This is a genomic window from Paenibacillus sp. DCT19 (genome assembly GCF_003268635.1).
GTDB lineage: Bacteria > Bacillota > Bacilli > Paenibacillales > Paenibacillaceae > Paenibacillus.
Map to the genome: position 1 here is coordinate 1642094 of NZ_CP029639.1, position 25512 is coordinate 1667605.

Consider the following 25512-nt stretch of genomic DNA (forward strand, 5'->3'; position numbering starts at 1 on the left):
ACGTTGCCGATGCAGACGAGGAAGAAAAAAACATTACCTTACGTTGCTGTTCTCATGTTTCTGCTCGTCTGCATGACGGTTGGATGCAGTAAGCAAGAAGCTGCTAACGAACCCGGCGATGCTGCTGGAACGGATCAATCCAACACGCTGGTCATTGGAGCTTATAGCGTTGTAAAAGACGCGATGGCAGAGCTATTGCCTATTTTCAAGGCAGAATGGGAAGCCAAGACGGGACAGTCGATTAATTTTCAGGAGTCTTATGAAGCTTCGGGTACACAAGCAAGAGCCATTGCAGGTGGTTTCGAGGCGGATGTAGCTCTGCTCGCGATGGAGAATGATATCGATAAACTGGTTAAGGCAGACCTGGTCAACCCTGACTGGAAGCAGGCACCTAATGACGGCATGATTACGAGATCTATTGTTGTGTTAGGTACGAGAGAAGGCAATCCACTGGGCATCCAAGATTTTGACGATTTAACCAAACCGGGTGTGAAGGTGCTGTATCCTAATCCGAAGACCTCAGGCGGTGCACAATGGGATATTAACGCGATCTATGGTGCTGGTCTGAAACTGTCGGAAGAGCAGGGGCAGAAAGATCCTGCGGTAGCCAAGGCTTTTCTGGAAAAGGTACATCAGAATGTTGAATCACTTGATAAAAGTGGCAGATCTTCGATGGCGGCATTTGAATATGGCGTCGGTGATGTCATTGTAACGTATGAGAATGAGTTGCTCGCCCGGATCGCCAAAGGAGTCAAGTATGATATCGTTGTTCCTAAGAACACGATTCTGATCGAAAATCCGGCAACCGTGGTGGATAAATACGTGGATAAACACGGGAATCGTGAATTGGCAGAGGCTTTTGTGGCGTATCTGAGTACACCTGAAGCTCAGCGTATTTTTGCGAAGCATGGTTTTCGTTCGGTAGATCCGGATGTGTATGCGGAGACAGAGTCTACTTTTCCAACACCACCAGGGCTATTCGATATCAACTACTTGGGTGGCTGGGCTGAAGTTCGAACCACACTATATTCCAAACGCGGGGTGTGGTACCAGGTATTAGCGGGCTTGTAGCTGTCTTGTAAGAACTGAAACCTTTGGTTTGCCTTGTCCGGCAGACTGGAGGTTTTTTTGAAGTATCTCGGAGTACTTTATTATTGAGAATCGAACAGGCTATAATAAGATAGGTTAAATATGGTATGGATTTTATAGGAAGGTGTTGAATGAGATGAGTACAGAGGTTAAATTGTCCCAAAGTACAGCAATCCGGCTGGAACAGGCGCGCACAAAAGGCATGTCTGATGCAGATATACTGAAAGCCATTCAGGCGAATGATGTTGCGGCTTTTGATGCTGTGTCCGAGGAGGACTACAGATATGATGAGTTCCTTTCTTATGCGGCGGATCATGGAGAGAACCTAGAAGTAGCGGTTCAAGAAGGCTACCGTATCACGTTTAATACACGTGGTGGATTAGGCATATACTTGGAGAAAGCATTCGGTGTAGTAGCAGAGAAGGATTTCGCAGTGGGTGAAGGCATTATAACAGGGCTAAAGCTTAAGCCAGAACAGGCAGAAGTGTTAGCAGAGCGACTTGCATCCAACTGGGTCATTACGGAATCGAAGGATGTACCTGCGGGGAAAGAATTGACGCTGAAGCTGCGGGCATTGGTGTAGATTAAGTATAAGGCTATATAATTGGACTGTATATTTTCACGAGAACGGAGAGGATAGAAATAACATGGAGAAGCGGAGCGTTCGCCTTTATTTCCGGATTTTCCCTTTAAAAAAGGGATCAAAAAAAATCTGGGGATAACAGCGATCGGAAGGTTATTCTGTCATCGGAGTGGCAAGTGTAAATATTTTTTAGTTCAATAAGATAGCATCGATAGATTAGACATAAGGCTGTCCTGCATTGCGTAATCAATCGCAGCGGGAGAGTCTTTTTTTTGCCAAATCAGAGGTTGGAGAATACAATTTAGATAATAGTTCATTTACATTTACATGAGAATGATGAGAACAGAAATAAAGCGTACTTGAGCTTGAGAGGGGATAACGATCTTGAATCAACTAACATTTCTTGGAACAGGCGATGCGATGGGCGTTCCGCGTGTATATTGTGACTGTAGCACTTGCACAGAGGCTCGGCTTACCGGCATCAATCAACGTAAACGCTCGTCTGTTCTAATCCATAGTGATGGTGTGGAAGAACCTTTTATGATTGACTGTGGCCCAGACTGGGGAACACAGATGGAAGCGCAGAATCTTAGAATGGTACAGACGATGCTGATAACCCATGCACACTTTGACCACATTGGTGGATTGCCTGAGTGGGCGGATGCATGCCGATGGTTAGGAGTAAAGGGTAATTTGTATGCACCACGTGAAGTCATCGTCACCATTCAAAGGCAGTTTCCATGGTTAGATCGTCATATGAATTACATGGAAACGGATGACGATATTGAAGTGCATGGCTGGAAAATTCACTCATGGAAAGTATGTCATGGGAAGAACGGATATTCCTATGCCTATCGTCTGGAACGAGACGGATTCCACTGGGCATACTGCTCAGATGCGATTGATCTGAAGGAAGAAGAGAAAAAGCCGTTGCATGGTCTGGATCTGCTCATCCTAGGAACCAGCTTCGTGCATGAGCTAGCAGAGTTCTCAACACGTTCCGTGTATGATATGCGGGAAGCGCAGGAGCTTTTGCAGGAACTAGAGCCTAAGCGCACGTATTTTACACACATGTCTCATGATGTGGATTTACGTCAGGATTATCATTTAGGTCAAGGCATTACGCTTGCTCTCACAGGCATGAAGGTGTCTCTCGAAAAATAAATACAGAAGAGCGTATCCTTTGCAGGAGGTTCTTCGTTTACATAGTGTAAGTCGACTACAGCAAGAGCACAGCCAGTATGTAAAAGGAAAGCAAGACCAATCAGGAATCAACAAAGGGGGCCCCGTAATGGCCTTTGTGAAATCCGTGGATTGTCGAATCAACAGATCACACGACAATGTTAATCAATCGCATAACCGATATACACCACCACACATGAATGCTGAAGAACCATTTCAAGCGGATGATCTTCATGCTGCATTACTTGATGTACAACGTTCGTTGTATGCGTACTGTTTGTCCATGACAGGCTCTAGAGAAGATGCTGAGGATCTGGTACAGGAGACGTTTGCCAAAGTGTTATCATCCACCTTGGTTCAACCATCGTGTGCAGAAAGGGACATCCATTGGGAAGCTTATCTCATTCGCATTGCCCGTAATGCATGGATGGACGTTCTGCGCAAACGTCAACGTTTGTGTTGCAAAATGGATAGTTTGAAGCCGCTTATCCAAGAGATGGCGGAAGATGAGCCATTAGAAGAGCTTGATACCGCTGTTCAGATCTTAATTAAAGAGCTGCCGTCATGGCAAAGAGTGATATATATGTTACGGGAATTATTAGGATATACGGCGGCAGAGGCTGCTGAGATGTTAGATACAACAGAAGGCGCGATAAAATCGGCGTTACGTCGTGCCCGGATGACCATAGCTGAGATTCGGGATCAACTAACTGATCTAGATGCCGACGAGGCGAGAGAAGTTAGCGAGGAACGAATCCATACGGAAGAGTTGCGCGGTTATTTGCTCGCATTACGCCGCGGTGATACGGCTCGTTTAATTGATCTATGTCTGAATCAAACGGATGATCCGATGGCTGTGGCAAGTACGATTTTGCAGCAGGCTCTGCCGTCTTCAACGACGCAACCGATGATGTACAGTTATGCCATCTCAGATTGTTATGGAGGGGGCTACATGGTCAGCATGGTTGCATAATCTGAGGAGGGATATGCATGAATGTAGTACCTTATGTTGTGGAACAGACGGCTCGTGGAGAACGGAGCTACGACATATATTCTCGTTTGTTGAAAGATCGAATCATTATGGTATCAGGTGAGATTGAAAATCAGATGGCGAATGCCATTGTAGCACAGCTATTGTTTCTAACCGCAGAAGATCCGGATAAGGATATTCAAATGTACATTAACAGCCCAGGGGGTTCGGTGACTGCAGGATTCTCGATCTATGATACGATGCAATTTGTGAAGCCCGATATCTCAACCATCTGCACAGGCATGGCTGCTAGTTTCGGAACGATACTGCTCGTTGGTGGCACCAAAGGCAAACGTCTGGCGTTACCCAACAGTGAGATTATGATCCATCAACCACTCGGCGGGACACGTGGGCAGGCAGCAGATATGCTCATTCACGCTAATCGAATCATTCAGCACCGTCAACGTCTGAACCAGCTGCTTGCAGATCACACGGGTCAACCGCTGGATCGAATCGAAAAGGATACAGATCGCGATTATTTCCTTACCGCTGCTGAAGCTGTGGATTATGGCATCGTTGATAAGGTGATATCTAGCACCTAGGCAAGTTAGCACAAGAATGCATTTAGGACAGCAAAGGACACAAAGAGTGCATCTTCAAAGATAGCTAACACTTATAAGGTAAATAAGCCAGATGTAAACACAGTGCTGAACGTAGGGTTAGGAATGCTGTAAAATTACATTATGTAGAATATTCACAAAGACAAAGCCCAGATGGTCTATGGACCTTCTGGGCTTTGTTGCGGATATAACTTTGTTCGACTAGATTACATTACATATGCTCAGTGGCACACTTTGGAAGAGGGACTGCAAAATGTGCTACAGAAGGCGGTTCAGTGACATGGGATAACGTCTAGATGGTATTTGCTTGGTACATCATTTCAATGAGACAGGCTTGATTATTTTGGAAATATTTAAATTAATCATTGACCTCAATCGCATATAGTGTATATATTAGATATATACACTATATACATGGAACCATGAGAACACCAATGAGGTGAGAGCATATTAAAATTTTATTGTCCAACGCATCCAGCGACCCAATCTATATCCAGATCTTAACTCAGATTAGACAGAGCATCTTGAGTGGTGAATTGGTCGAAGGGGATAGTCTTCCTTCCATCCGGCAGCTGGCCAAGGATCTACAGGTGAGTGTGATTACAACAAAACGTGTCTATGAAGAACTGGAGAAGGAGAATCTAATCGATTCCGTTGTAGGTAAAGGTAGTTTTGTCTCGGGAACCAATCAGGACTTTATTCGAGAGCAGCGAATGAGAAGATTGGAAGAGAAGATGCTTGAAATTATTCGTGAGAGCAGAGAGATCGGCATGAGTTCACAGGAGTTAATTCAACATCTCACTTTGTTGTCAGAGGAGGAACATACAGAATGAACGCCATTGAAATTCGTAACCTTTCCAAAACGTACCCTTTATTTAAAGTAGACAATGTATCTTTGGATGTGAAGCAAGGATATATTACGGGGCTTATCGGCCCAAATGGGGCAGGCAAGAGTACGTTAATTAAATTGATTACCGGCTTAATCCAGCCTGATTCTGGGAGTGTTCATACATTAGGCAGAAAGATGCCTGAGCAGGAAGTTCACATTAAGCAACGTCTCGGTATTGTATCAGACGAATGTTTCTATTATGAGCATCTAACCATCTATGAGATGGGCCGGATGATTGCTCCGTTTTATAAGCGATGGAATGATCAAACATTTAGAGGTTATCTGGATCAATTCGAGTTGTCGCCGAAGAAGAAGATCGAAGATTTATCCAAAGGTATGAAAATTAAATTCTCCTTGGCAGTCGCTTTATCTCATGAAGCGGAATTGCTGATCATGGATGAGCCAACTTCCGGTCTTGATCCTGTATTTAGACGGGAATTGCTGGATCTGCTTGCAGACACGATACAAGATGAGACGAGATCCATTATTTTCTCCACACATATTACAACCGATCTGGAGCGGATCGCAGACTATATTACGTTTATCCATCGCGGACAAATTGTATTTAATGAAGCTAAAGATGATGTGCTCGAAAGGTACACGATTGTGAAGGGGGACATGGAGCTGCTGGATGCAGACACCCGGGCTCATTTGGTGGGAATCCGTGAAACGGCTGTGGGATTTGAGGGGTTGTCTGATAACAAGGTAGAAGCGGAGCAGCTGTTTGGCAGTTATGCGTTGTTACACAGACCCTCCCTTGAAGATCTTATTTATTTTACAGCAAAGGGGGCACGGAAAAATGGTTAACTTACTTCGCAAAGACTTCATTGTACTGAAGAGTTCCCTATGGATCATTCCTTTTTACCTGGCTGTGTTTAGTATCGCCTTTATTCCCAAAAGTGAGATGTCCATGTATCTGGTAGGTATATACACCGCATTTGGTTCCATCATGCTTGCGACCATGATTGATGTCAAAAACCATAATCATAATTTCCTAGTCACACTCCCGATTAGTCGGAAAAACGTAGTGCAGGCGAAGTATCTATCGACCATATTCTATACACTTTTTGGCGTTCTCGCATCATTCGGAATTCATTCTCTCGTTAATATGAATTTCCCCGGGCTCGACAAGCCAGATTTCTCAGTATTGGATATTATGGTTTCAATCGCTATGGTACTTGGCTTAACTTCAATCTATTTGCCTCTCTTTTACGCACTTAGCAAAAAGGGCGCAGGGATCATCAATGTTGTATTCTTAGTTGCGCTCGTTATACTTGCCCAGCCCTTTGCATTACTCATGAATTTGGCGAGCGAGGAAGGCATGGTGACTGGACAGGTAATTGGTATGGTTACCATCGGTATTCTGCTGTTATTCGTGGGTTCTTATCTTCTCACGGTTCGTTTGTTTAGCAAGAAAGATCTGTAAATTTTGAACCCTGTACTATACACTTTGAGTGTTAGCAAAATAAAATCAATCATCAGAGCATAAACTTGCTCGCCTGAAATAGCAGAATGAGCGAGAGGATCGCTCCCATTCAGAAGTCGCCTATATGGCGACTTTTCTTATGAGAAGTCTTTCTCTCCGCACACATCCAACAACCGATTCTCCATACATCTGCCAATTCAACTCTTGTGAACACACTCCTTATAAACGAAGTTCATTTAAACCTTTTTGTGCGCTAGTTCAATCAGTCTACTCATACCTTCGTAAATCTGCTGTTCATGTGCATACGAGTAAGATAAACGTAATTTACGACTTGCCCCAGGATCCGAAGGATCAAACACCGTACCTGGTACAAAGGCGACGGAATGCTCCATACATCGATGCAGCAGTCTGCCCGTATCCATACCTTCCGGAAGCTCTACCCAGATGTTTAGACCGCCTTGGGGTGTAGTCCAACGCCAATCTGTTTCTTTTAAGCATTTCTCCATCACTTCCATCCGTAATTGGATTGCAGTACATAGCTTGGATATATGCTGATACATACGCGGAGATTGAAAGTAGCGTAGAAACAGCTTCTGATTCAGCAGCGGAGATCCGTTATCCGCAAGAGTCTTAATTGCCTGTAACCCAGGCATGAATCGTGGGCGGCACATAATAGCGGCGATTCGAAGACCAGGAACGACATATTTGCTATAACTGCGAATGTAGAGCGTATGTCCGGTTGTGTCATAGGTGAAAATCGGAGCCGGAGGTTTTTCTTTAAAATATATATCATACGTACTGTCATCCTCGACTAGGAAACATCCATATTGCTCAGCCAGTTCCGGTAACTGTTTGCGCTGTTCCACTGGAATATTAATCCCTGTCGGGTTTTGGAAAGTTGGCGTCATATAAAAGAGTTTTGGCTTTTCCTGCTTCATCAGCAGCTCAATCTGATCTAGATCGTAACCCTCTGAGGTGATGTCGGTAAACACGAGCTTAGCACCCTGCTTGCGGAATATTTCCATAGCTGGTCCATACGTAGGTCGCTCCACAAGGACACGGTCGCCCGGTTTGACTAAACTGCGTGCAATGAGGTCGATGGCTTGTTGTGCACCCGAGGTAATCAGGACTTCATCTGCTGAGATATAGAAACGTTCCCGTGAGGTCAGATGGCTTGCCAGTTCACTTCTAAGTTCCAGGTCTCCCTGATTCGTAGAATAGGTTCCGAGTAGGCGAGGGTAATGGTTGAGCAGATCACGCATCAGCTCCCCCAATACCGGTTGGGCAAGAGAGCAGGGTCAATCAATGATTTGGAAAACTGGAATTCCGCCTCCAGAGATTGCACACGGTCAAGGGAGTCCCAATGCAACCAAGCCGAAACGGCGGGGTCATCCGCCTGATCCATAATTGGGGCTGGGTCGGCAGGGCTGACATAATAACCGGATTTATCTTTGACGTAGACGTTTCCACGTTCTTTTAACTCCTGATAGGCTTTGAAAACGGTCAGGCGATGTACACCGAGTAGCTCGGATAGGCTGCGTACAGAAGGCAACTTCTCATGTTCCGTCCATTCTCCTGCTTCAATGCGAACAACAAGATAATGAACGACTTGTTCATATAGTTTAAGGCTGTTATCTGTCATCATGATGGTTTTGCCCACCCGGCTCACGCTCCTTTTGAACTCTATTGTAACAGCATACGGGTCTAACTGTTCTGTTTTCTTCGCTCTGTTCTGTAGACAGTGCTATATGATGGAGAACAGATGAAGGAGGGGCTAGCATGATTGGAGCAGCATTTGCAATAATGTGTCTTGTATTTGGTACGACGTTTCTAGCGATTAAAATTGGAGTTGAGGCAGGCCTGCCGCCATTTATGTCCGCGGGTATACGCTTTATGATTGCAGGTGCTCTGATGTTTACCTGGATGCTGATGAAGGGACGGGTCAAGATGTCCTTGTTGTGGCGCAAAGAAATGCTGCTCACCGGCGCAGGACTCACGTTTGGTACGTTTGCGGCTCTATATTGGGCTGAACAATATGTAAGTTCAGGTGTAGGTGCTATTTTATCAGCGACGGGTCCGATTATGATTATGGTGATGCAAACGGTTTTGTTAAGGCAGAAGACGTCTGCTCGCATAATTACAGGCTGTTTGATCGGCTTTGTCGGCGTTATATTTGTTGTTATGCCTGGTGTCACGATTGGGGGCAGTCCACTGTGGTTATGGGGCTGTATCGTGATTCTGATTGGGGAAGTGTGTTACTCAGCAGGAGCGTTATATTCCAAAAAGGTGATTAACCAGTTCAAGGAAAGTGACCCGGTGGCCATTAATGCCGTTCAGATGATGCATGGCGGACTATTGCTATTAATATTGTCAGCCTTCACAGAGTCATGGAACATATCGGTAATCAACTGGACACCTGCCATTACCTCATTGATCTATCTGACGGTCATTGGCTCGATGGTAGGGCATAGTCTGTTCTATTGGATCATGTCACGAACCAATCCGTTGTTCCCTGCAACCTGGCTGTACATCTCACCACCGATTGCGGTTGTTCTTGGCGCCATTGTCTATAATGAGCATGTAAGCTGGATGACTTGGATTGGTGTAGTACTTATTGTGTCTGGATTATTATTCATGAATGACAAAGTCACAAGTTGGTTCAAAAGTAGGAGAAACAGCAATACGTTAGCCGAAAATCCATAAATTGGTGTACAATGATAGGAGTGGATTTTTAGCAAACGAGGTGAGCGGATTTGAACAGGCAGGCAATAGGTGTAGCGTTGGTATTTGCAGGCATCATTTTATATGGGATCGTGCATATCACAACGCTGATGTATCTCCCATCTGTAATGACCTATTCAACGCAGTGGGGGAAATATCTACAAGCGATGTATGATAGCGGAGGCTTGATCGCATTTATCGTATCTATTGTATTGTTTTTGATCGGGGTATTTTTGCTCTTGCCCAAATCGATCTTCTCTGTGAAGGGTGTCATGAGTGAAATACGTGAGCGAGACCGTGAATTTAATGAGCAGTATGGTACTCGGGAAACGCAATAAGCGAAAGCAAGAGTCAGTTCCCCTTGATTACGTTGGAGTTTTCTTGGGGCGATATAGTTGCTAACTCTCATTAGAGGAGGTTGTAGATTACGAACGTCTACGACTTCCCGTGATGAGAGTTTTTTTATATTTAGCATAGATGATGATGGAGAAAAGAAAGCTGGAAAAATTATCTCAACGTACCTATATTTTCTGATTATGCGGTGGTAACATATTGTAGTTGATTGTAGTTATTGGTCGTTATGAGAATAAATTATTGGAGGGAATGAATGTGATGAATACCCAGCTAGATGTATTGCCTACAGCAAAACTAAGAATTGCGTTGGCACAATGTTCTGCGGTTGATGGGGACATACAGGAAAACGTTAATCGAGCTTATGAGATGATTGAAGAAGCTGGGGAAAAGCGTGCAGATCTTATTATGTTTCCAGAAAAATTTCTAACGGGATATGTCCCGGAAATCGTACAATCCAATCTCTCTGACAATACGCTGTGTATAAATGACGTAAGGATTGAAAAGCTGCGTCAAGCATGCAAAACATATGGAATTTGGGCGATTATTGGAACGCCTGTTAGAAGAGGAGAGGAAGTTTACATATCCTCCATCATTATAGATTCGCATGGAAACGAAGTGGGCGTTTACGATAAGTCGCATTTATTTCAAACGGAGAAGAGCATGTTTTCCACCAATAATGAGCAGGTCATCATTGATATCAAAGGCTGGAATATTGGCATGGCCATTTGTTATGATGCTGGCTTCCCTGAACATTCGCGTCGTTTAGCACAGCATGGCTGTCATTTGTATATGGGTAGCTCTCTCTTTAGCAAAGGAATGGGATACAAGGAGTCACGCGTATGGTTTCCTGCCCGAGCACTAGATAACACCATATTTACTGCGATGTGTAATCATGTTGGTAGAACCGGAGTGTGGGATACGTGCGGACATAGCGGCGTCTGGAATCCATTAGGGGATATTATCGTTGATGGCTCGCCAGACCAAGCTGAATTGTTGATCGCTGATTTAGATCCTGCGCTTCTTAAACAAGCCAGAGATGGTGAGATGATGCTTGCAGATTCTCTTGAGTTAGATCAACAACCGTATTCGCTCCAAACGATTAAGGGCGAACTGGATCGAGATGCCGATACGTGAAATTCGGGTCTACGCCTTTTACAGGTGCGCTGCTATATTGATAAATTTGTCCGTTCTCCTCTTTGTAGAAGTAATGAGCAAGAGGCTCATCCTTGAAAATAACTTCTGTGCTGACGAGTGGTGCTTTACCGAAATGGGTATCGATTTGTTGAATATCTTCGTGACCATATTCTTTGGACGAGAGTAAATACGCTTCAACTTTAAGTTCCATTGTTCGTTGGAAATTCCAAAGGTACAGAGAGACAAGCGCTACTAATGTGATAAGTAGGAACAGAACGAGTTTCGGTTTGCTAATATTCATCGACTCATCTCCTTAGAATCCATCATATATGAGAACGGACTAATGCTACATATAAAATAAGCTTCTTATACACGAAAGAGCCCGAGCTGCACTTCAGTGCAATCTGGGCTCTTTCGTGATGTCATAATCAAACTTTAATATAGCTTCGCTTGGACAGTAGCGTGTCCATTACTCCGCATTCAGTACAAATTTCTCGATAACCTGCTTCACACCATCTTCGTTATTGCTAAGTGTGATGTAGTCTGCGATCTCTTTCAATGCTGGAATGGCATTACCCATCGCCACACCAAGACCGGCAGCTTCAAGCATCTCATGGTCATTCCAGGAATCACCGATGGCGATGCATTCAGACAACTCAACGCCGAAATGATCAGCAAGGAAAGTGAGGGCATGTCCTTTTGTTCCTTCACGGTGCATAATTTCAAGGAAGTAAGGCTTCGATTTCGTAATATGCACTTCAGGTCCAAGCAGCTCGCGCAGGTCAACCGCTACCTTATCCAGATAATCTGGCTCGTCGATAATAAGCAGTTTTGGTGTTTGTTGCTCAATCACTTTGATGAAATCAGATTCAATATAGTATTGTGTGCCGTTCAATTTCGCGTAATCACGCAATTTGTCATTCTCTTCACGGGCATACAATTTGTCGTCAATATACGTTTGCAGGTGAAGGTTGTGCTCCAAGCAGTAGTCATACAATTTGCGGGAAGCTTCCTGTGGAACATAGCGCTCATACAGAACGTTCTCGTCTAGCAAGTTTTTCACCAAAGCTCCTTGGTACGTAATGATCGGCACGTTCAGTTTCGTTTGGCGAGCAAGTGCCTGTGCAGAAGCGTAAGCACGACCAGTTGCCAGTGTAACTACAGCACCGTGTGCAACGGCTTGCTCCAGAGCAGCTTGGGTTGCAGGTGTTACTTCTTTGTTGTCGTTAATGAGTGTGTCATCAATGTCGATTGCGATTAGTTTGTAAGTCATGTCGTTTCTCTCCTTTATTTATCTGTGTATGTTCAACTAAAGAATGTTTATACTGGCCACTCCGATGACAGAACAACCTTCCGATCGCTGTTATCCCCAGATTTTTTTTGAATTCCTTTCTTAAAAGGGAAATCCGGGGATAGCGTATGCTTCCGATGCAGCTTTCTTGCAGAAAGCTTTCAGGCGAGCGCTTAGCTTCTTCACGTTATTTCTGTCCTCTCCGTTATCGCATAAAAAAGTTTAGTTGAACTTATGTGTATCGTGTAGCAAGAACGAAAGTCTATTCTTCCAGGAAAATAAGGCCAATAAAGTCCTCCAGCTCCAGGTTGCCGAAGTAATGCTTCACATCCAAATCTTGCAGTGCTGTGCGCACCTCGGACTCTTCGTAACGTTTGCCACGCAGCATATCCTCGATATCGGCTACATCACCCACACCGAAGAAGTCACCGAAGATTTTCAGATCTTCAATCCGTCCATCCTTAATGTTCATTCGTAGATCAATGATACCGACAGGGAATTTACGTGTGTGCTTCACATTGCTCTCTGGAGACAACCCGTAGTTCCAATCCCAGTTGCTGTAACGCTCCGCAGAGATTTCCTTGATCTTGTCCCAATCTTTCTCAGTGAGTTCGTATTGAGGCACATCTTGTGGCTCCATACGGAAGATGTGCCGGAGCAACTCATCTCGGAATTGTTCAATGGTCATATTGCTGTCCATCAGTTCACGAATGTTAGCAACGCGGCTGCGCACGGATTTGGTGCTTTTGGATTTGAATTTCTCAGGATTCACGTTCAGTGATGCTTGTACATGATCCAGGTTAAGATCAAACATCAATGTACCATGGCTGAACATGCGACCACGTGTGGAGAACTGGGCATTACCCGAAATTTTCTTTTCTCCCACTTGAAGATCGTTCCGCCCAGTCAATTCGGCATTGACTCCAAGCTCTTGCAAGGCTTCAACGACAGGTTGAGTGAATTTGCGGAAATTGTGGAAGGACTGACCGTCATCCCTCGTAATGAAGCTGAAATTGAGGTTGCCCAGATCGTGGTAGACTGCACCACCTCCGGATAAACGGCGTACGACCTGAACTCCATTATCCTGAACATATTCAATATTAATCTCTTCAATGGTGTTCTGGTGCTTACCAATAATAATGGATGGGCGGTTGATGTAGAACAGCAGGTAGCTGTCATCCATCGGCAGATGCTTCAGAATGTATTCCTCGATGGCGAGGTTTACGGAAGGATCTGTGATGCCCTGGTTATCAACAAACAACATGGTCATTCCTCCATTAATGTATGTGAGGGATAATAATCCCTTATGTAGTGTTTGATTCGTAGAAATTAGATTCATCGAACTGACGTTCATGAAACTGAAATTCCTTCTCTATTGTAAACGAATTGCCCTAATGACACAAAGAAATTAGACAAGTCTACGATTTCAGCCAAGCATAGACAAAACAAGATTGACCCCAACCTGTGATCGACTCCATAATAAAATGGACATGCAGAAAGGATGACGGACAGAATGACCGGTATGATCGAAGTATTCGGACATGGTGGTGATGTGGAGACGGCGGCCACCCGTTTCGGGGGCAATCCGGCTGATTTTCTCGATTTTAGTGCAAACATCAACCCGATGGGGCCACCTCAGAACGTTTTACATGCATTGGAACATGGCTTACAAACCATCTTGCGTTACCCTGATCCAGGACACAGAGCCTTTAAAGCACGACTTAGCGAGTATCTTGACGTACAGCCTGATCAAATCTCTGTTGGAAACGGCGCAGCGGAGAGTATGGCATTGATCCTACTGGCTCTTGCACCACGAACTGTAGGTACGGTGGAGCCTGGCTTTTCGGAGTATAGTGCACTATCTAGGCAATTTGGAGCTGAGGTTCTTCATGTGTATGGACGTGAAGAGTTGGACTGGCGAGCAGAGGTAATGGATATCGAGAGGCTAATGGATCAAGTGGATCTGTTATTTCTAGGGCAGCCCAACAATCCTAACGGAGTTCAATATCCTGTAGAGGTGCTTCATCATTTGGCTCGCTCAGCAGAAAGAACGGGCACGATCCTAGTGATTGATGAAGCGTTCATGGACTTTATTCCAGAAGCTCGGCGGCAGTCCCTTGCACCTCGATTAAGTGATTACCCGCAGGTTATGATCATCCGTTCGATGACGAAGTTTTACGCGATTCCGGGACTGCGTCTAGGTTATGCGATGGCACGACCTGAACTAATACAAGCCATGACTGCGAAGCAAGTCACTTGGAGTGTTAACGGGCTGGCGCTGATTGCGGGGGAAGCCTGCCTCCGTGATGGGGAGAGCTTTGAACAGGAAACGCTGGCTTATGTTTCTCGTGAACGGAACCTATTGACTGAGGGGCTGGAGGCATGTGGTTGTCAGGTGACGCGCGGAGAAGCTAACTTTATATTGGCTCGTTTGCCGGAACCATGGTCAGCAGCCTCTATGCAGACTGCACTAGGAGAGCGGGGGATTCTCATTCGGAGCTGTGCCATGTATCCTGGGCTTGGCGAACGACATGTTCGGTTTGCGGTGAAGGATGCGGATGCCAATGGGCGTTTACTGAGCGTGATGCAAAGTGTGATTGCTCAGAGTAATCCTCAACATATCTCTCAGAGTCAATTTCAGGACACTCCTCACGTAAAGGAAGGTGGCTCGAACGATGACCTTACCGTTTCTTGAAGAAGAGTTGAAGGGGAGACAAACCTATCGTTATCCTGGTGAATATGCTTCTTCTGTATGGCCGGGATTGACAATTAGCGCACAAGAACGCCATGTAAAAGCATGCATTCCCTCTGTAGCTACTGCGATCTCCAGTGCAGTTTACGGCGGGGGCATGGTTGAACTGGATCGTATATTTAATATTTATGTAGATAAGCATTATCGCTGTGATGATCCTCCGCGCGATATACAGCGACTACTCCGTGAGTGGAAGGAACGAGAGGATGTGTGTACCGGTCTGCTGACAGCCGTGCGTCTGGAACATACGTCGATTCAAGAGTACGCGAGCCCCGACTTTGGGCTTCTATGCTGTACGACGGCAGGGGTATCGAATGCTGCACGCGCCGGTTCAGCAAGAGTGGTATTTGATGCGATGGGGAACCGAACGGATGCTGTCCAGAAACTGGATGGAGCGTACACACCCGGTACCATTAATATGATGTTGTGGTATAACGGTCGTTTGACGAATGGAGCCATGGTGAATGCGATTCAGACTGCAGTAGAAGCGAAAGCTGCTGCTCTGGCTGATGCTGGTGTGAGCGATTCCGAGAATGGTCTAACGGCTACTGGAACCACCACAGATGCGATCGTGCTCGCGGTGAGTCAGGATCAGCAGAAACCGCTTTTGACTTATGCAGGAACGGCCACCGTTCTAGGGTCGGTCATTGGCAGACTTGTCTATGATACGATTACGGAAAGTCTGCAGGCCGGGCGCTGGTGCAATGTGGCGGGAGGAACAACAAAAAATGATACTTGAATTGAATCAATGGTTTTCTTCGTCATTCTGGATCGGGATGACAGGGGCTTGGATTATCATCGCAGCATACATATTAGATCGTTGTATCGGAGATCCGAGATGGATACCTCATCCAGTCATCGGTATGGGGAAAGCCATTTCTGCACTGGAGCGAACCATACGATCTCGTGTGACTTCCAATCAAGGGCTCAAAAAAGCGGGAATCTGGTTTCCGATCCTGATTGCAGGGGTTCTTTTGCCGTGACTTGGGGACTGATCTATCTCCTTGCACTTATTCATCCAGTGGTTGCGGTGATCGCTGAGGTCATATTGATTGCGACAACGATTGCTTCCAAAGGATTAAAGGACGCAGGGATGGACGTATATCGTCATCTCATTCAGGGAGATTTTCCCGCTGCGAGGCGTGCTCTTGGTATGATTGTAGGACGTGATACAGCGCATCTAGATGAACCTGAGATCGTAAGGGGAACGGTGGAGACGGTAGCTGAGAATATTGTGGATGCAATCGTATCTCCTTTGTTCTACGCCCTTATTGGCGGCGCGCCGCTTGCAATGGCATATCGAGCCGTCAATACACTGGATTCCATGGTCGGTTACAAAAACGATAAATATCTACATCTCGGCTGGGCATCCGCCCGTTTGGATGATTGGGCTAACTGGATTCCAGCTCGAATCACGGCTCTATTATTGATTAGCGGAGCATGGATCATGAAGCTAGATGCAAGAAGAGCAGCACAGATGGTATCCCGAGATGCCAGATTGCATCCGAGCCCGAATAGCGGCTTTCCCGAGTCTGCCGTTGCAGGTGCGCTGGGGATCAGACTGGGTGGGCATAACGTGTATCATGGTGTCTCGTCTTTTCGTGCATATATGGGAGAACCGACTCGCTCAATGGGAGCAGAGGATATCGTGCGAACGACCCGTCTCATGTTCTGGTCGGCAGGTTCCTTTGTAGTACTATGTGTACTCATTACACTTGTCGTCTGGTTGGCTGGAGGTACACTATTATGGTGATTACGAATCTAGAAAATGCCCCACTTTCGCGTGATCTTATTTTTATCCGTCATGGTACAACGTTGTGGAATCAGGAAAAAAGATATCTTGGGCATACGGATATCGGTCTCCTGCCTGAAGCGAAGCAAGAGCTTGCTCCGCTCAGTGAGCAGCTTCAGAGCCTTTGTTGGAGCAAGCTCTACTCCAGTGACTTACTGCGCTGTCAGCAGACCCTCACAAGCGTCACTCCCTTGCAGCGAGAACAAGTACATTTGGATGCGCGACTCAGAGAGATTGATTTTGGGGAGTGGGAAGGGAAGACGTATGATCAGCTCCAACATATTCAACAATATCGAGACTGGATTGATGATCCACAGAACGTGACACCACCTAAAGGGGAGTCATGGCAGGCGTTTACAGCAAGAATTGATTCTTTTCTGGATACTTGCTTGTTGCACGATGTCTTGTCTGAACCAGTAACGGTTGATGTACCTCAGGTTGGTATCGTTACACATGGCGGTGTGATCCGATATGTGATATCTCGCCTAATCCCTGATCTGACCTTCTGGGATACGCAGGTTATTCCAGGGCAAGCCATAAAGGTCAGACTGGATTACGGGCCAAGCGGTTGGGTAGGAAGCCGGGTGGCTTTTCCTTGAATCAGCTTGTAAGGTTGTACAATTTAACCTATAATCACAACAGACGTGTGACCATGCGTAGGAGGCTGTTGGGTCTAATCAAGGATTAGGCGTTCAGCCATACGTATGCGGCTAAGATGCTCACATGAATGGTTATATCATAAGCGACCAAGGGTTTCGTTTGTAATGAGTTGTCATGGTTATGTGTGTTTAGGCCATGTGCGCAAACGGATGAAATAGGGAAGCTGGTGTAAATCCGGCACGGTCCCGCCACTGTGAATCAGGAATAATCCTGTAAGTCAGGTTACCTGCCCTGGACGTATAGACCGGTGTTCCTTCGAGGAAAGGACAGCGTTTCGGGCAGTGTTCTGTTATGAACAGCGCAGGTGATTCATCATGCGTAGAGCACGCCATATGCGAGACGTTATCCCTGATCCTGCTGTAAGGATTGGGGATTTTTATTGTTCCTATTGGGTTCTTCACTCTCCGATAATGTGTAAATGTTGAAGTTCAACCTTACACAGGAACACCAAGACATGGGCAGTTAGAGTTTGAGCACGACACAGGATCAATAGAACAGATAGAGAAGGGGAGAATGAACACAATGAATATTAAGAACTGGAAAAGCGTAGCGTCCCTGCTTAGTGCAGCGGCACTAGCACTGGCTTTGGCTGGATGTGGCAATGCAACAACGAATGAGGGGTCAGGAGCATCACAGCAACCTGCACAGGAGCAGAGTCAAGAACAGACAACAACGGATCTCAAGACACAATATCCACTTACCGTTACAGATGCAACGGGTGAAACGTTCACGTTTGAAAAGGCACCAGCCAAAATTGTATCTGTATCTCCAGCGGAGACAGAGTCGTTGTTCGCTCTTGGATTGGACGAGCAAATTGTAGGTGTATCTGATTTTGATGATTACCCTGAAGCAGCTACAACGAAGCCCAAAATGGGCGGTGTATCTAAACCGAATGAAGAGTCCATCATTGCAGCGGATGCAGACATCGTATTCACAGGTATTTCCATGAATGAAGAAGCGGTGAAGAAATTCCGTGACCTGGGGATTGTTATTTTCAAGACTGATCCAAAATCAGTAGATGATGTGGCGAAAAACATTGAAACATTTGGTCAAATTACGGATACACAGGAAAAGGCCCAAGAGATCATCGCGAAGATGAAGCAAGATGTAACAGATGTTACTGAAGCGGTGAAGGCAGTTAAACCGGAAGAGAAGAAGAACGTATATGTTGAATTTTCCCCAGGCTGGACGGTGGGTAAAGGTGAGTTCATGGATGAGCTGATCACACTTGCTGGAGGAAACAACGTTGCTTCTGATTTGCAAGGCTGGAACGAAATTAATGAAGAAAATATCATTGCTGCGAACCCGGATGTAATTCTGTATGCCAATGATGTCATTGATGAGAATTCCAAAACACTGGATCAAATTATCAAAGCTCGTAGCGGCTGGGATCAGATTACTGCGGTAAAAGACGATGCGGTTATCGGTCTAGATGCCAACCTACTTAGCCGTCCAGGACCACGGGTAACCGAAGGTCTGAAAGCCGTAGCTAAAGCGATCTACCCTGATCTGTTCCAATGAGTAAAAAGCTAGCGGTGTACGGGACGGCTGGGATAGGACTGCTTGTGTTGACGGTGCTGATCTGCACGGGCATTGGTTCAGTATCCTTGCCTGTCCGTGACATTGCAGGTATTCTGCTGCATCACATTCCGTGGATTGGGGATTGGATTACTCCCGATTGGAGCACAGCAGCAGAACAGATTATATGGAAGGTGCGATTCCCGCGGGTACTGCTTGCCGTGCTCGTGGGCGCCTCTCTAGCAATAGCGGGTGCTGGCTTCCAAGGGGTGCTTCGTAACCCTCTTGCAGATCCGTTTACGTTAGGCGTATCATCTGGTGCATCGGTGGGTGCAGCATTTCTGATTTTCTTCGGATTACAATATGCATTAATCGGAATCTGGACCTTGCCTTTGGTTGCGTTCCTAACCGGCGTGTTGACGCTATGGTTCGTGCTGGCACTGGCTCGTGAGGGTCGAAAAATACCAACACATAGCCTGATTCTGGCGGGCGTGGTCATGCAAAGTTTCCTAGGGGCAGTTGTCTCCTTCCTATCGACCATGTCGAAACAGACGATTAATGAAATTATATACTGGACGATGGGAAGTCTGGCACTGCGTGGGTGGTCGTATACGGCCATCCTTTTCCCATATTTTCTGCTTGGTCTGATCTTCCTCTGGAGTCGTGCACGTTCGTTGAATGTGCTTGCTCTGGGAGAGCGGCAAGCGGCTCACATTGGAGTTCAGGTGGATAGATTGAAGCTATCGGTGTTAGCGGTGGGCACGTTGCTCACAGCAGGAGCCGTATCGGTGTCAGGTGTCATCGGTTTTGTAGGCCTTGTCATTCCACATATTCTTAGGCTGATCGTAGGGCCGGACTATCGTCTGCTGGTACCATTATCCGCAATTGGCGGAGCCATCTTCATGGTGTGGGCAGATACGATCGCTCGTACAGTATTGGCACCGACTGAAATTCCACTTGGCGTTGTCACCGCATTTGTGGGTGCACCGTTCTTCGCCTACCTTTTGCACAGAAACAAGAAGCTTCGTAAAGGGATGATGCCATGAGTAAAGACACGAACTATACGGTGCATGCCAATCGGAATGAACCTATCCATACGGGTGAACGGGCAGATCCGAGTTTCGATACTCAGCGTGGTATAAGGAAACCTTTGATTGAAGTCGATGGAGTAGGTAAACGGTATGGTCAGCATCAGGCGTTAAATGGTGTGAGTTGGCAGATCGCAGAAGGCGATTGGTGGGGTGTTGTAGGTCCTAACGGAAGCGGCAAATCAACCTTACTGCAACTATTGGCTGGCACGGAGTCGGTTAGTGAGGGCAGTATTCAACTGAATGGCAGGAATATCACTTCGTATAGCCGCAAGGATCTGTCTCGTATGATTGCTGTTCTGCAACAGGATGGACTGCCTGCAATCTCATATCCCGTAAGGGATGTTGTGGAGATGGGGCGTTATCCCTATCAGAACTGGCTTGGTCGTGATTCGGGTGATGGCGAGAAGATCGTTGATCGTGTGCTAGAGGAATTAGGTCTGTCCGAGCTTGCGGATCGTCCTCTGGATGCGCTCAGTGGAGGACAACGTCAGCGGGTAGCCCTTGCTAAAGTGATGGCACAGGAACCGAGCATTCTTTTGTTAGACGAGCCCACAACGTTTCTGGATATCCGTTATCAGTTGCAATTTATGGAGTTATTATCGACATGGCGTCAAAGAAATCGAATTACGATTGTGGCAGTGTTGCATGATCTGAACCTAGCTGCGCAGTTTTGTGATCATATTCTGGCTTTGAAAGAAGGCGAAACTGCTGGCTCTGGAACCCCTCATGCACTGATGACCGAGGAACATATTCGAGAGATCTTCCAAGTGAACCCTGCGATGGTGAAGCATCCAGATCATGGCATTCCCCAGTTGCTGCTGCGCCGGGAGCATGAAAAGCCGAAGAATTGATCGGGGTATATACCCACATATTGATGAAGGAAGTGCTAGTTGTATGCGTAATGAACAGGTGTTGGAGCAGTTAATACGTCGAATCACAGATCCTCATGAGCAGGTCGCGGCAGAAGCTGCAGCTCATGTGGATATCCTCACGAAGCCGCCAGGCAGTCTTGGCAAACTGGAGGAGCTCGTTATTCGCCTAGCAGGTATTACAGGACAGAGTCGTCCTTGCTTCGAACGTCGAGCGGTGATCGTGATGGCAGCAGACCATGGTGTAGTTGCCGAAGGTGTCAGTGCATTCCCTGCTGAGGTAACACCGCAGATGGTTCTTAATTTTCTGGCGGGTGGAGCGGCCGTTAACGTGCTTGCCCGGCATGCTGGGGCAGATGTGCTCTGTGTAGATATTGGAGTGAATGCTGATCTAGATCACCCCGAGCTCATCTCCCGCAAAGTCCGCAAAGGCACAGCTAACATGGCGAAAGGCCCAGCGATGACTCGGGATGAAGCGATCCAAGCGATCCTCGTTGGCGCCGAAGTGGTCACGTCAGAAGTGGACCGAGGAACGCAGATATTTGTAACTGGAGAGATGGGGATTGGCAATACAACGGCAAGTGCTGCTGTAATGTGTGCTCTAACGGGAATATCACCGGCTTCGGCTGTTGGACGCGGAACGGGGATCGATGATGTTGGGTTACAGCGCAAGGCAACGGTGGTAAGCCAGGCTTTAAGTCTGAATGCACCCCATGCGGAGGATGCGCTGGATGTGCTCAGTAAGGTTGGCGGATTAGAAATTGCCGGACTAACAGGTGTAATTCTTGCTGCTGCTGCGAATGGATGCCCAGTGGTGGTTGATGGGTTTATCTCAACAGCCGCAGCATTGATTGCAAGAGAGCTTGCACCAGCGAGCACGGCTTATATGATTGCTTCCCATACATCCGATGAAAGTGGACATGCGGCACTGCTTCGTGAGATGGATCTGAAGCCAATGCTTGATCTGAATATGCGACTGGGTGAAGGGACAGGAGGCGTACTAAGTCTTCATCTCATCGATGCGGCTTGCCGTATTCTTAACGAGATGGCGACCTTTGCCAGTGCGGGTGTATCCGATGGCTCGTCTCAAGGAGAGGTTTCTTCATGAGTGTGCTTGTAACTGGAGGGGCGCGAAGTGGCAAAAGCTCGTTTGCTGAACGTCTATGCATGCAACGCTCCTCAGAGGCTTGGTATGTGGCTACAGCTCAAGCCTATGATGACGAGATGCGTGAGCGAATCCGCATGCATCAGCAGGGACGTGAAGAAGCGGGATACCTGTGGCATACGGTAGAGGAACCATTAGCATTGCCTGAATGGATCACACGTATGGGAGCATCTCATACTGGGATGTCAGCTCCTACAGTATTGGTGGATTGTCTGACATTATGGCTGACCAATATTTTGCTTGCCCATGAACATGATCCTGCGCATGTCATACAAGGACATATAGATGCGCTCGTATCGGCTGTTAAGTCATATCCGGGACTACTTGTGCTTGTAACCAATGAAGTAGGGGATGGCATCGTTCCTGAATATGCTCTTGGACGAAGATACCGTGACCTTGCAGGCATATTGAATCAACGGATTGCAGCGATTTGCGGGGAAGTATTTCTAGTTACGGTGGGGATTGCGATTGAATTAAAGAGCAAGGAGTACCGTATATGAGTGACCGCAAGCACGATGGGAGAAAACAGCCAGCGGCGGCAGCGTTTCAATTTTTGTCACGTTTTCCGGTTAAGATGCAGATTGACTTTGTCCCCCATTGCTACGTGAAAGCGTGGTTTATTATCCCCTTGTCGGTGCCGCAATAGGGTTAACTGTCTGGCTTGGAGCGGCTGTTTCGGGTGTACTTCTACCCTCGTTTCCAGCAGCGGTATTAACGCTGACCCTATGGGTCTGGTTGACCGGAGGGTTGCATCTGGATGGTTGGATGGATACAGCGGATGGTCTGCTCAGTTATCGCTCTCGTGAGCGAATGTTAGAGATCATGAAGGATAGCCGTGTGGGTGCCATGGGAGTGATAGCCTGTGTTCTCCTGTTAATGATGAAGGCAGCTCTAATTGCAGATTTCATCGCACGTGCTAATTGGATGTATGGTGCACTACTTATGTTACCGATGATCTGGAGTCGCTGGTTCATGGTTTATGCCATCTCCGCATGGCCAAATGCGAGAGGTGATGACGGATTAGCTGTTTTGTTTAAAGGGCTGGGTGAGCGGCGAGAAGTTCAGCGTGCACGTAGCAATGCAATTGGACTCACTGTTCTAGTAGGTGTAATCACATTAGTAGTGGGAATGCTTTTCCAGCCGGAGATGCCAGTCGTAGAGGGGTTACATATTGGGAGCAGTCTAATGACCCTACCGTGGTGGTTATATCCTGTGCTTGCTGTAATTGTTGTTCCGCTCGCTTGTTACGTCATAGGTAAATGGATTGCTGGACGTATAAGTGAACGGCTAGGCGGATTAACAGGAGATACCTATGGTGCAATGAATGAGCTGCTGGAAGTTGCCTTGCTTACAGTGCTTAGTGTATTACAAGGGTTTTTCTATATAAATTGAACTAAACATTTACACGAGAACGGAGAGGACAGAAATAACATGAAGAAGCGGAGCGCTCGCCTTTATCCCCGGATTTTCCCTTTAAAAAAGGAATCAAAAAAATCTGGGGATAACAGCGATCGGAAGGTTATTCTGTCATCGTAGTGGCAAGTGTGAATATTCTCTAGTTCGACATATATAGATATAAAATATAATTGGTGACTGGGGGATGGATCGTGGACAGTGCGTCTGTACAAAAAACAGCGGCAGTCTTAATGCTGCAAGGAACCGCATCGGATGTAGGAAAGAGCGTAATAACGACAGCACTATGCCGGATATTCAAACAGGATGGCTTCAGACCTGCACCGTTCAAATCCCAGAATATGGCGCTGAATTCCTATGTCACAGAGGACGGTAAGGAAATAGGTAGAGCGCAGGGAGCACAGGCAGAGGCTTGTGGCATTGAGGCGACGACAGACATGAATCCAATCCTCATTAAGCCTGTGCGCGATATGCACTCCCAGATTGTTGTGCACGGCGTACCCTTTGCTCAGATGAGCGCGTCAGACTATCGGCAGCATTTTCTGCCTGAGGCGAAGCAGACCGTGATGGAAGCATTGGATCGTCTGCGGTCTACTTATGATGTCGTACTAATGGAGGGTGCTGGCAGCCCTGCAGAGATTAATCTGAAGGATCGGGATATTGTTAATATGAACCTGGCCGGATGGGCAGATGCACCGGTTATTCTGATCTCTGATATTGATCGAGGCGGCGTATTTGCCTCCATTGTAGGTACGCTTGAGTTGTTGGAGCCACATGAGGTACAGCGTGTAAAAGGGTTCATTATTAACAAATTCCGGGGCGATCTGTCCCTATTGCAGCCAGGACTGGATTGGTTGGAAGAACGGACAGGAATTCCAGTCCTCGGCGTGTTACCTTACATAAGAGATATACAGATTGAAGCTGAAGATTCAGTCGTTTTGGATTCCCTGCGTCATGGTAAGTCGGGGCAACAGGAATTAGATCTTGCTGTGATTCGGTATCCGCGAATTTCGAACTTTACCGACTTCGATGCATTGTCTCGTGAACCCGACGTCAATATTAGGTATGTTACTTCACTAGAGGAGCTTGGTTCACCAGATGCAATCCTATTACCCGGGACAAAGGACACCATAGGTGATCTGGAATTCTTGCGTGAATCAGGCTTGGAGCAAGCGATTGCCCGTCATATCGAGCGTGAGCATGTGCAACTCGTGGGGATCTGCGGCGGTTATCAGATGCTTGGTCAGCATCTTCAAGATCCTTTTGCCGTTGAGGCGAATCAGGTTCAGGAGGCAAGAGGCATGGGCATGCTGCCACTATCTACGACCTTCCTACAGAACAAACAGACGGTTAGAGCTTCCGGTTGGGTACAGGTGGAACATCCAATTCGTTTACACGTGGAAATGGACGGAGCCCATTCGGCTGGTCAATCGGCTTCTCCGCTGCCTATTGAAGGGTATGAGATTCATATGGGAGTTACGGAATGCCATGAACCGGAGCGGGTGTCGCCTCTATTTGAAATACGTCATCCAGGGGGACAATCGTTTGATGAGGGTTGGGGAACCCAGGATGGCAAGGTATGGGGAACGTATCTGCATGGCTTGTTTGAAAGTGATCAGTTTCGGCGTTCCTGGCTTAACGGTTTGCGGGACAGTAAAGGGCTTGCTCCTCTCCTTGAAACATACAGTGCGCGTGAGCGTAAGGAGATGGAATTTGATAGAGTAGCGGAATCCTTGCGTTCTGCACTGGATCTGGAGCGGATATATAAAATTATGGATCTGCAAACTCCACAATAGACTGTGACTTAATCATACAGGTGAATGGAATAGTATTCACAAAAAAGTCCCCCATATAGGCAGTAATCCTTAATGAAGGAATATTGCCTTGTATGGGGGACTTTCCGATCTAGCTGCGAATTCGAGCGCAGCTAGTTGAAGGTTGTGATCATTCCCTTTACATTCTGTGTTGATTCAAACAGGGGAACGATGGGTTA

The 25512-nt window shown here is 46.6% G+C and carries 23 protein-coding genes, 3 pseudogenes and 1 riboswitch; of the genes and pseudogenes, 22 read left to right on the top strand and 4 right to left on the bottom strand.

Features of this window, described 5'->3' with window-relative positions:
• Positions 1–9 precede the first annotated feature (9 nt).
• The 8 genes from DMB88_RS07215 to DMB88_RS07250 all read left to right on the top strand — a co-directional run bounded on the left by DMB88_RS07215 (position 10) and on the right by DMB88_RS07250 (position 6759).
• Positions 10–1071: a sulfate ABC transporter substrate-binding protein gene (locus DMB88_RS07215; RefSeq protein WP_128100798.1), complete on the top strand. Its 1062-nt coding sequence runs from the start codon at positions 10–12 to the stop codon at positions 1069–1071.
• A 154-nt stretch (positions 1072–1225) separates the two neighbouring features.
• A complete protein-coding gene (locus tag DMB88_RS07220; RefSeq protein WP_128100799.1) occupies positions 1226–1672 on the top strand; it encodes a hypothetical protein in 447 nt (148 codons plus the stop codon).
• A gap of 384 nt (positions 1673–2056) precedes the next feature.
• The gene (locus DMB88_RS07225) at positions 2057–2836 is read left to right on the top strand and encodes an MBL fold metallo-hydrolase (protein WP_128100800.1); all 780 of its coding nucleotides are present in this window, start codon (positions 2057–2059) and stop codon (positions 2834–2836) included.
• A gap of 127 nt (positions 2837–2963) precedes the next feature.
• Positions 2964–3827 carry an RNA polymerase sigma factor gene (locus DMB88_RS07230; protein ID WP_128100801.1) on the top strand — a complete coding sequence of 288 codons (864 nt, stop codon included), beginning with the start codon at positions 2964–2966 and terminating at the stop codon, positions 3825–3827.
• Between the two features lie 17 nt (positions 3828–3844).
• Positions 3845–4426 (top strand): ATP-dependent Clp endopeptidase proteolytic subunit ClpP, encoded by a 582-nt coding sequence (clpP, locus tag DMB88_RS07235; RefSeq protein ID WP_056699465.1) that lies wholly within the window; start codon positions 3845–3847, stop codon positions 4424–4426.
• A 467-nt stretch (positions 4427–4893) separates the two neighbouring features.
• The gene (locus tag DMB88_RS07240; RefSeq protein WP_128100802.1) at positions 4894–5277 is read left to right on the top strand and encodes a GntR family transcriptional regulator; all 384 of its coding nucleotides are present in this window, start codon (positions 4894–4896) and stop codon (positions 5275–5277) included.
• Positions 5274–6140 (top strand): ABC transporter ATP-binding protein, encoded by an 867-nt coding sequence (locus DMB88_RS07245; protein WP_128100803.1) that lies wholly within the window; start codon positions 5274–5276, stop codon positions 6138–6140. The genes DMB88_RS07240 and DMB88_RS07245 overlap by 4 nt, the downstream gene beginning before the upstream one ends.
• The gene (locus DMB88_RS07250) at positions 6133–6759 is read left to right on the top strand and encodes an ABC-2 transporter permease (RefSeq protein ID WP_128100804.1); all 627 of its coding nucleotides are present in this window, start codon (positions 6133–6135) and stop codon (positions 6757–6759) included. The genes DMB88_RS07245 and DMB88_RS07250 overlap by 8 nt, the downstream gene beginning before the upstream one ends.
• 236 nt (positions 6760–6995) lie before the next feature.
• Here the strand turns inward: DMB88_RS07250 and DMB88_RS07255 are convergent.
• Positions 6996–8401 (bottom strand): annotated as a pseudogene (locus DMB88_RS07255) (PLP-dependent aminotransferase family protein).
• Positions 8402–8538: 137 nt separating this feature from the next.
• On the opposite strand from DMB88_RS07255, the gene DMB88_RS07260 reads away from it, so the two are divergent.
• From DMB88_RS07260 to DMB88_RS07270, 3 genes are all read left to right on the top strand, one after another.
• The gene (locus DMB88_RS07260; RefSeq protein WP_128100805.1) at positions 8539–9462 is read left to right on the top strand and encodes a DMT family transporter; all 924 of its coding nucleotides are present in this window, start codon (positions 8539–8541) and stop codon (positions 9460–9462) included.
• Between the two features lie 50 nt (positions 9463–9512).
• Positions 9513–9818 carry a hypothetical protein gene (locus tag DMB88_RS07265; RefSeq protein ID WP_128100806.1) on the top strand — a complete coding sequence of 102 codons (306 nt, stop codon included), beginning with the start codon at positions 9513–9515 and terminating at the stop codon, positions 9816–9818.
• Positions 9819–10092: 274 nt separating this feature from the next.
• Entirely contained in the window at positions 10093–10968 is an 876-nt protein-coding gene (locus DMB88_RS07270) for a carbon-nitrogen hydrolase family protein (protein WP_164848636.1), read from the top strand.
• Here DMB88_RS07270 and DMB88_RS07275 read toward each other — a convergent pair.
• The 3 genes from DMB88_RS07275 to DMB88_RS07285 all read right to left on the bottom strand — a co-directional run bounded on the left by DMB88_RS07275 (position 10934) and on the right by DMB88_RS07285 (position 13523).
• On the bottom strand, positions 10934–11269 hold the full coding sequence (locus DMB88_RS07275) for a DUF3139 domain-containing protein (protein WP_128100808.1): 336 nt from the start codon (positions 11267–11269) through the stop codon (positions 10934–10936). The two genes, DMB88_RS07270 and DMB88_RS07275, sit on opposite strands and share 35 nt — an antisense overlap.
• Before the next feature lie 168 nt (positions 11270–11437).
• Positions 11438–12241, bottom strand: a complete 804-nt coding sequence (locus tag DMB88_RS07280) for a Cof-type HAD-IIB family hydrolase (RefSeq protein ID WP_128100809.1) — start codon at positions 12239–12241, stop codon at positions 11438–11440.
• Between the two features lie 280 nt (positions 12242–12521).
• Positions 12522–13523 carry a lipoate--protein ligase gene (locus tag DMB88_RS07285; RefSeq protein WP_128100810.1) on the bottom strand — a complete coding sequence of 334 codons (1002 nt, stop codon included), beginning with the start codon at positions 13521–13523 and terminating at the stop codon, positions 12522–12524.
• Between the two features lie 258 nt (positions 13524–13781).
• On the opposite strand from DMB88_RS07285, the gene cobD reads away from it, so the two are divergent.
• The 11 genes and pseudogenes from cobD to DMB88_RS07340 all read left to right on the top strand — a co-directional run bounded on the left by cobD (position 13782) and on the right by DMB88_RS07340 (position 25315).
• Positions 13782–14954 (top strand): threonine-phosphate decarboxylase CobD, encoded by a 1173-nt coding sequence (gene cobD, locus DMB88_RS07290; RefSeq protein ID WP_128104353.1) that lies wholly within the window; start codon positions 13782–13784, stop codon positions 14952–14954.
• Positions 14935–15750, top strand: a complete 816-nt coding sequence (locus DMB88_RS07295) for an adenosylcobinamide amidohydrolase (protein ID WP_128100811.1) — start codon at positions 14935–14937, stop codon at positions 15748–15750. Before cobD ends, DMB88_RS07295 begins: the two co-directional genes overlap by 20 nt.
• A 37-nt stretch (positions 15751–15787) precedes the next feature.
• Positions 15788–16764, top strand: a pseudogene (gene cbiB, locus DMB88_RS07300) (adenosylcobinamide-phosphate synthase CbiB).
• Positions 16758–17402, top strand: coding sequence for a histidine phosphatase family protein (locus tag DMB88_RS07305; RefSeq protein ID WP_164848637.1), 645 nt, complete (start codon positions 16758–16760; stop codon positions 17400–17402). Before cbiB ends, DMB88_RS07305 begins: the two are co-directional and overlap by 7 nt.
• Positions 17403–17561: 159 nt before the next feature.
• A riboswitch (cobalamin riboswitch) is annotated at positions 17562–17712 on the top strand.
• A 273-nt stretch (positions 17713–17985) separates the two neighbouring features.
• Positions 17986–18984: an ABC transporter substrate-binding protein gene (locus tag DMB88_RS07310; protein WP_174715271.1), complete on the top strand. Its 999-nt coding sequence runs from the start codon at positions 17986–17988 to the stop codon at positions 18982–18984.
• Positions 18981–20027: a FecCD family ABC transporter permease gene (locus DMB88_RS07315; RefSeq protein WP_128100814.1), complete on the top strand. Its 1047-nt coding sequence runs from the start codon at positions 18981–18983 to the stop codon at positions 20025–20027. Before DMB88_RS07310 ends, DMB88_RS07315 begins: the two co-directional genes overlap by 4 nt.
• Positions 20024–20923, top strand: coding sequence for an ABC transporter ATP-binding protein (locus DMB88_RS07320; RefSeq protein ID WP_128100815.1), 900 nt, complete (start codon positions 20024–20026; stop codon positions 20921–20923). The genes DMB88_RS07315 and DMB88_RS07320 overlap by 4 nt, the downstream gene beginning before the upstream one ends.
• Positions 20924–20966: 43 nt before the next feature.
• On the top strand, positions 20967–22049 hold the full coding sequence (cobT, locus tag DMB88_RS07325; protein ID WP_128100816.1) for a nicotinate-nucleotide--dimethylbenzimidazole phosphoribosyltransferase: 1083 nt from the start codon (positions 20967–20969) through the stop codon (positions 22047–22049).
• Positions 22046–22606, top strand: coding sequence for a bifunctional adenosylcobinamide kinase/adenosylcobinamide-phosphate guanylyltransferase (gene cobU / locus DMB88_RS07330; RefSeq protein WP_128100817.1), 561 nt, complete (start codon positions 22046–22048; stop codon positions 22604–22606). The genes cobT and cobU overlap by 4 nt, the downstream gene beginning before the upstream one ends.
• Positions 22603–23498, top strand: a pseudogene (gene cobS, locus DMB88_RS07335) (adenosylcobinamide-GDP ribazoletransferase). The gene cobU and the pseudogene cobS overlap by 4 nt, the downstream one beginning before the upstream one ends.
• Positions 23499–23752: 254 nt before the next feature.
• Positions 23753–25315, top strand: coding sequence for a cobyric acid synthase (locus DMB88_RS07340; protein WP_128104354.1), 1563 nt, complete (start codon positions 23753–23755; stop codon positions 25313–25315).
• Positions 25316–25512: the final 197 nt, after the last annotated feature.

Coding starts and splice junctions, on each gene's coding strand:
- cobD (WP_128104353.1), top strand. CDS start 13,782: ATGATCGAAGTATTCGGACATGGTGGTGATGTGGAGACGGCGGCCACC.
- cobT (WP_128100816.1), top strand. CDS start 20,967: ATGCGTAATGAACAGGTGTTGGAGCAGTTAATACGTCGAATCACAGAT.
- DMB88_RS07260 (WP_128100805.1), top strand. CDS start 8,539: ATGATTGGAGCAGCATTTGCAATAATGTGTCTTGTATTTGGTACGACG.
- DMB88_RS07340 (WP_128104354.1), top strand. CDS start 23,753: ATGCTGCAAGGAACCGCATCGGATGTAGGAAAGAGCGTAATAACGACA.
- DMB88_RS07275 (WP_128100808.1), bottom strand. CDS start 11,269: ATGAATATTAGCAAACCGAAACTCGTTCTGTTCCTACTTATCACATTA.
- cobU (WP_128100817.1), top strand. CDS start 22,046: ATGAGTGTGCTTGTAACTGGAGGGGCGCGAAGTGGCAAAAGCTCGTTT.
- DMB88_RS07250 (WP_128100804.1), top strand. CDS start 6,133: ATGGTTAACTTACTTCGCAAAGACTTCATTGTACTGAAGAGTTCCCTA.
- DMB88_RS07295 (WP_128100811.1), top strand. CDS start 14,935: ATGACCTTACCGTTTCTTGAAGAAGAGTTGAAGGGGAGACAAACCTAT.
- DMB88_RS07285 (WP_128100810.1), bottom strand. CDS start 13,523: ATGTTGTTTGTTGATAACCAGGGCATCACAGATCCTTCCGTAAACCTC.
- DMB88_RS07315 (WP_128100814.1), top strand. CDS start 18,981: ATGAGTAAAAAGCTAGCGGTGTACGGGACGGCTGGGATAGGACTGCTT.
- DMB88_RS07215 (WP_128100798.1), top strand. CDS start 10: ATGCAGACGAGGAAGAAAAAAACATTACCTTACGTTGCTGTTCTCATG.
- DMB88_RS07230 (WP_128100801.1), top strand. CDS start 2,964: ATGGCCTTTGTGAAATCCGTGGATTGTCGAATCAACAGATCACACGAC.
- DMB88_RS07220 (WP_128100799.1), top strand. CDS start 1,226: ATGAGTACAGAGGTTAAATTGTCCCAAAGTACAGCAATCCGGCTGGAA.
- DMB88_RS07270 (WP_164848636.1), top strand. CDS start 10,093: ATGAATACCCAGCTAGATGTATTGCCTACAGCAAAACTAAGAATTGCG.
- DMB88_RS07320 (WP_128100815.1), top strand. CDS start 20,024: ATGAGTAAAGACACGAACTATACGGTGCATGCCAATCGGAATGAACCT.
- DMB88_RS07245 (WP_128100803.1), top strand. CDS start 5,274: ATGAACGCCATTGAAATTCGTAACCTTTCCAAAACGTACCCTTTATTT.
- clpP (WP_056699465.1), top strand. CDS start 3,845: ATGAATGTAGTACCTTATGTTGTGGAACAGACGGCTCGTGGAGAACGG.
- DMB88_RS07305 (WP_164848637.1), top strand. CDS start 16,758: ATGGTGATTACGAATCTAGAAAATGCCCCACTTTCGCGTGATCTTATT.
- DMB88_RS07280 (WP_128100809.1), bottom strand. CDS start 12,241: ATGACTTACAAACTAATCGCAATCGACATTGATGACACACTCATTAAC.
- DMB88_RS07310 (WP_174715271.1), top strand. CDS start 17,986: ATGAATATTAAGAACTGGAAAAGCGTAGCGTCCCTGCTTAGTGCAGCG.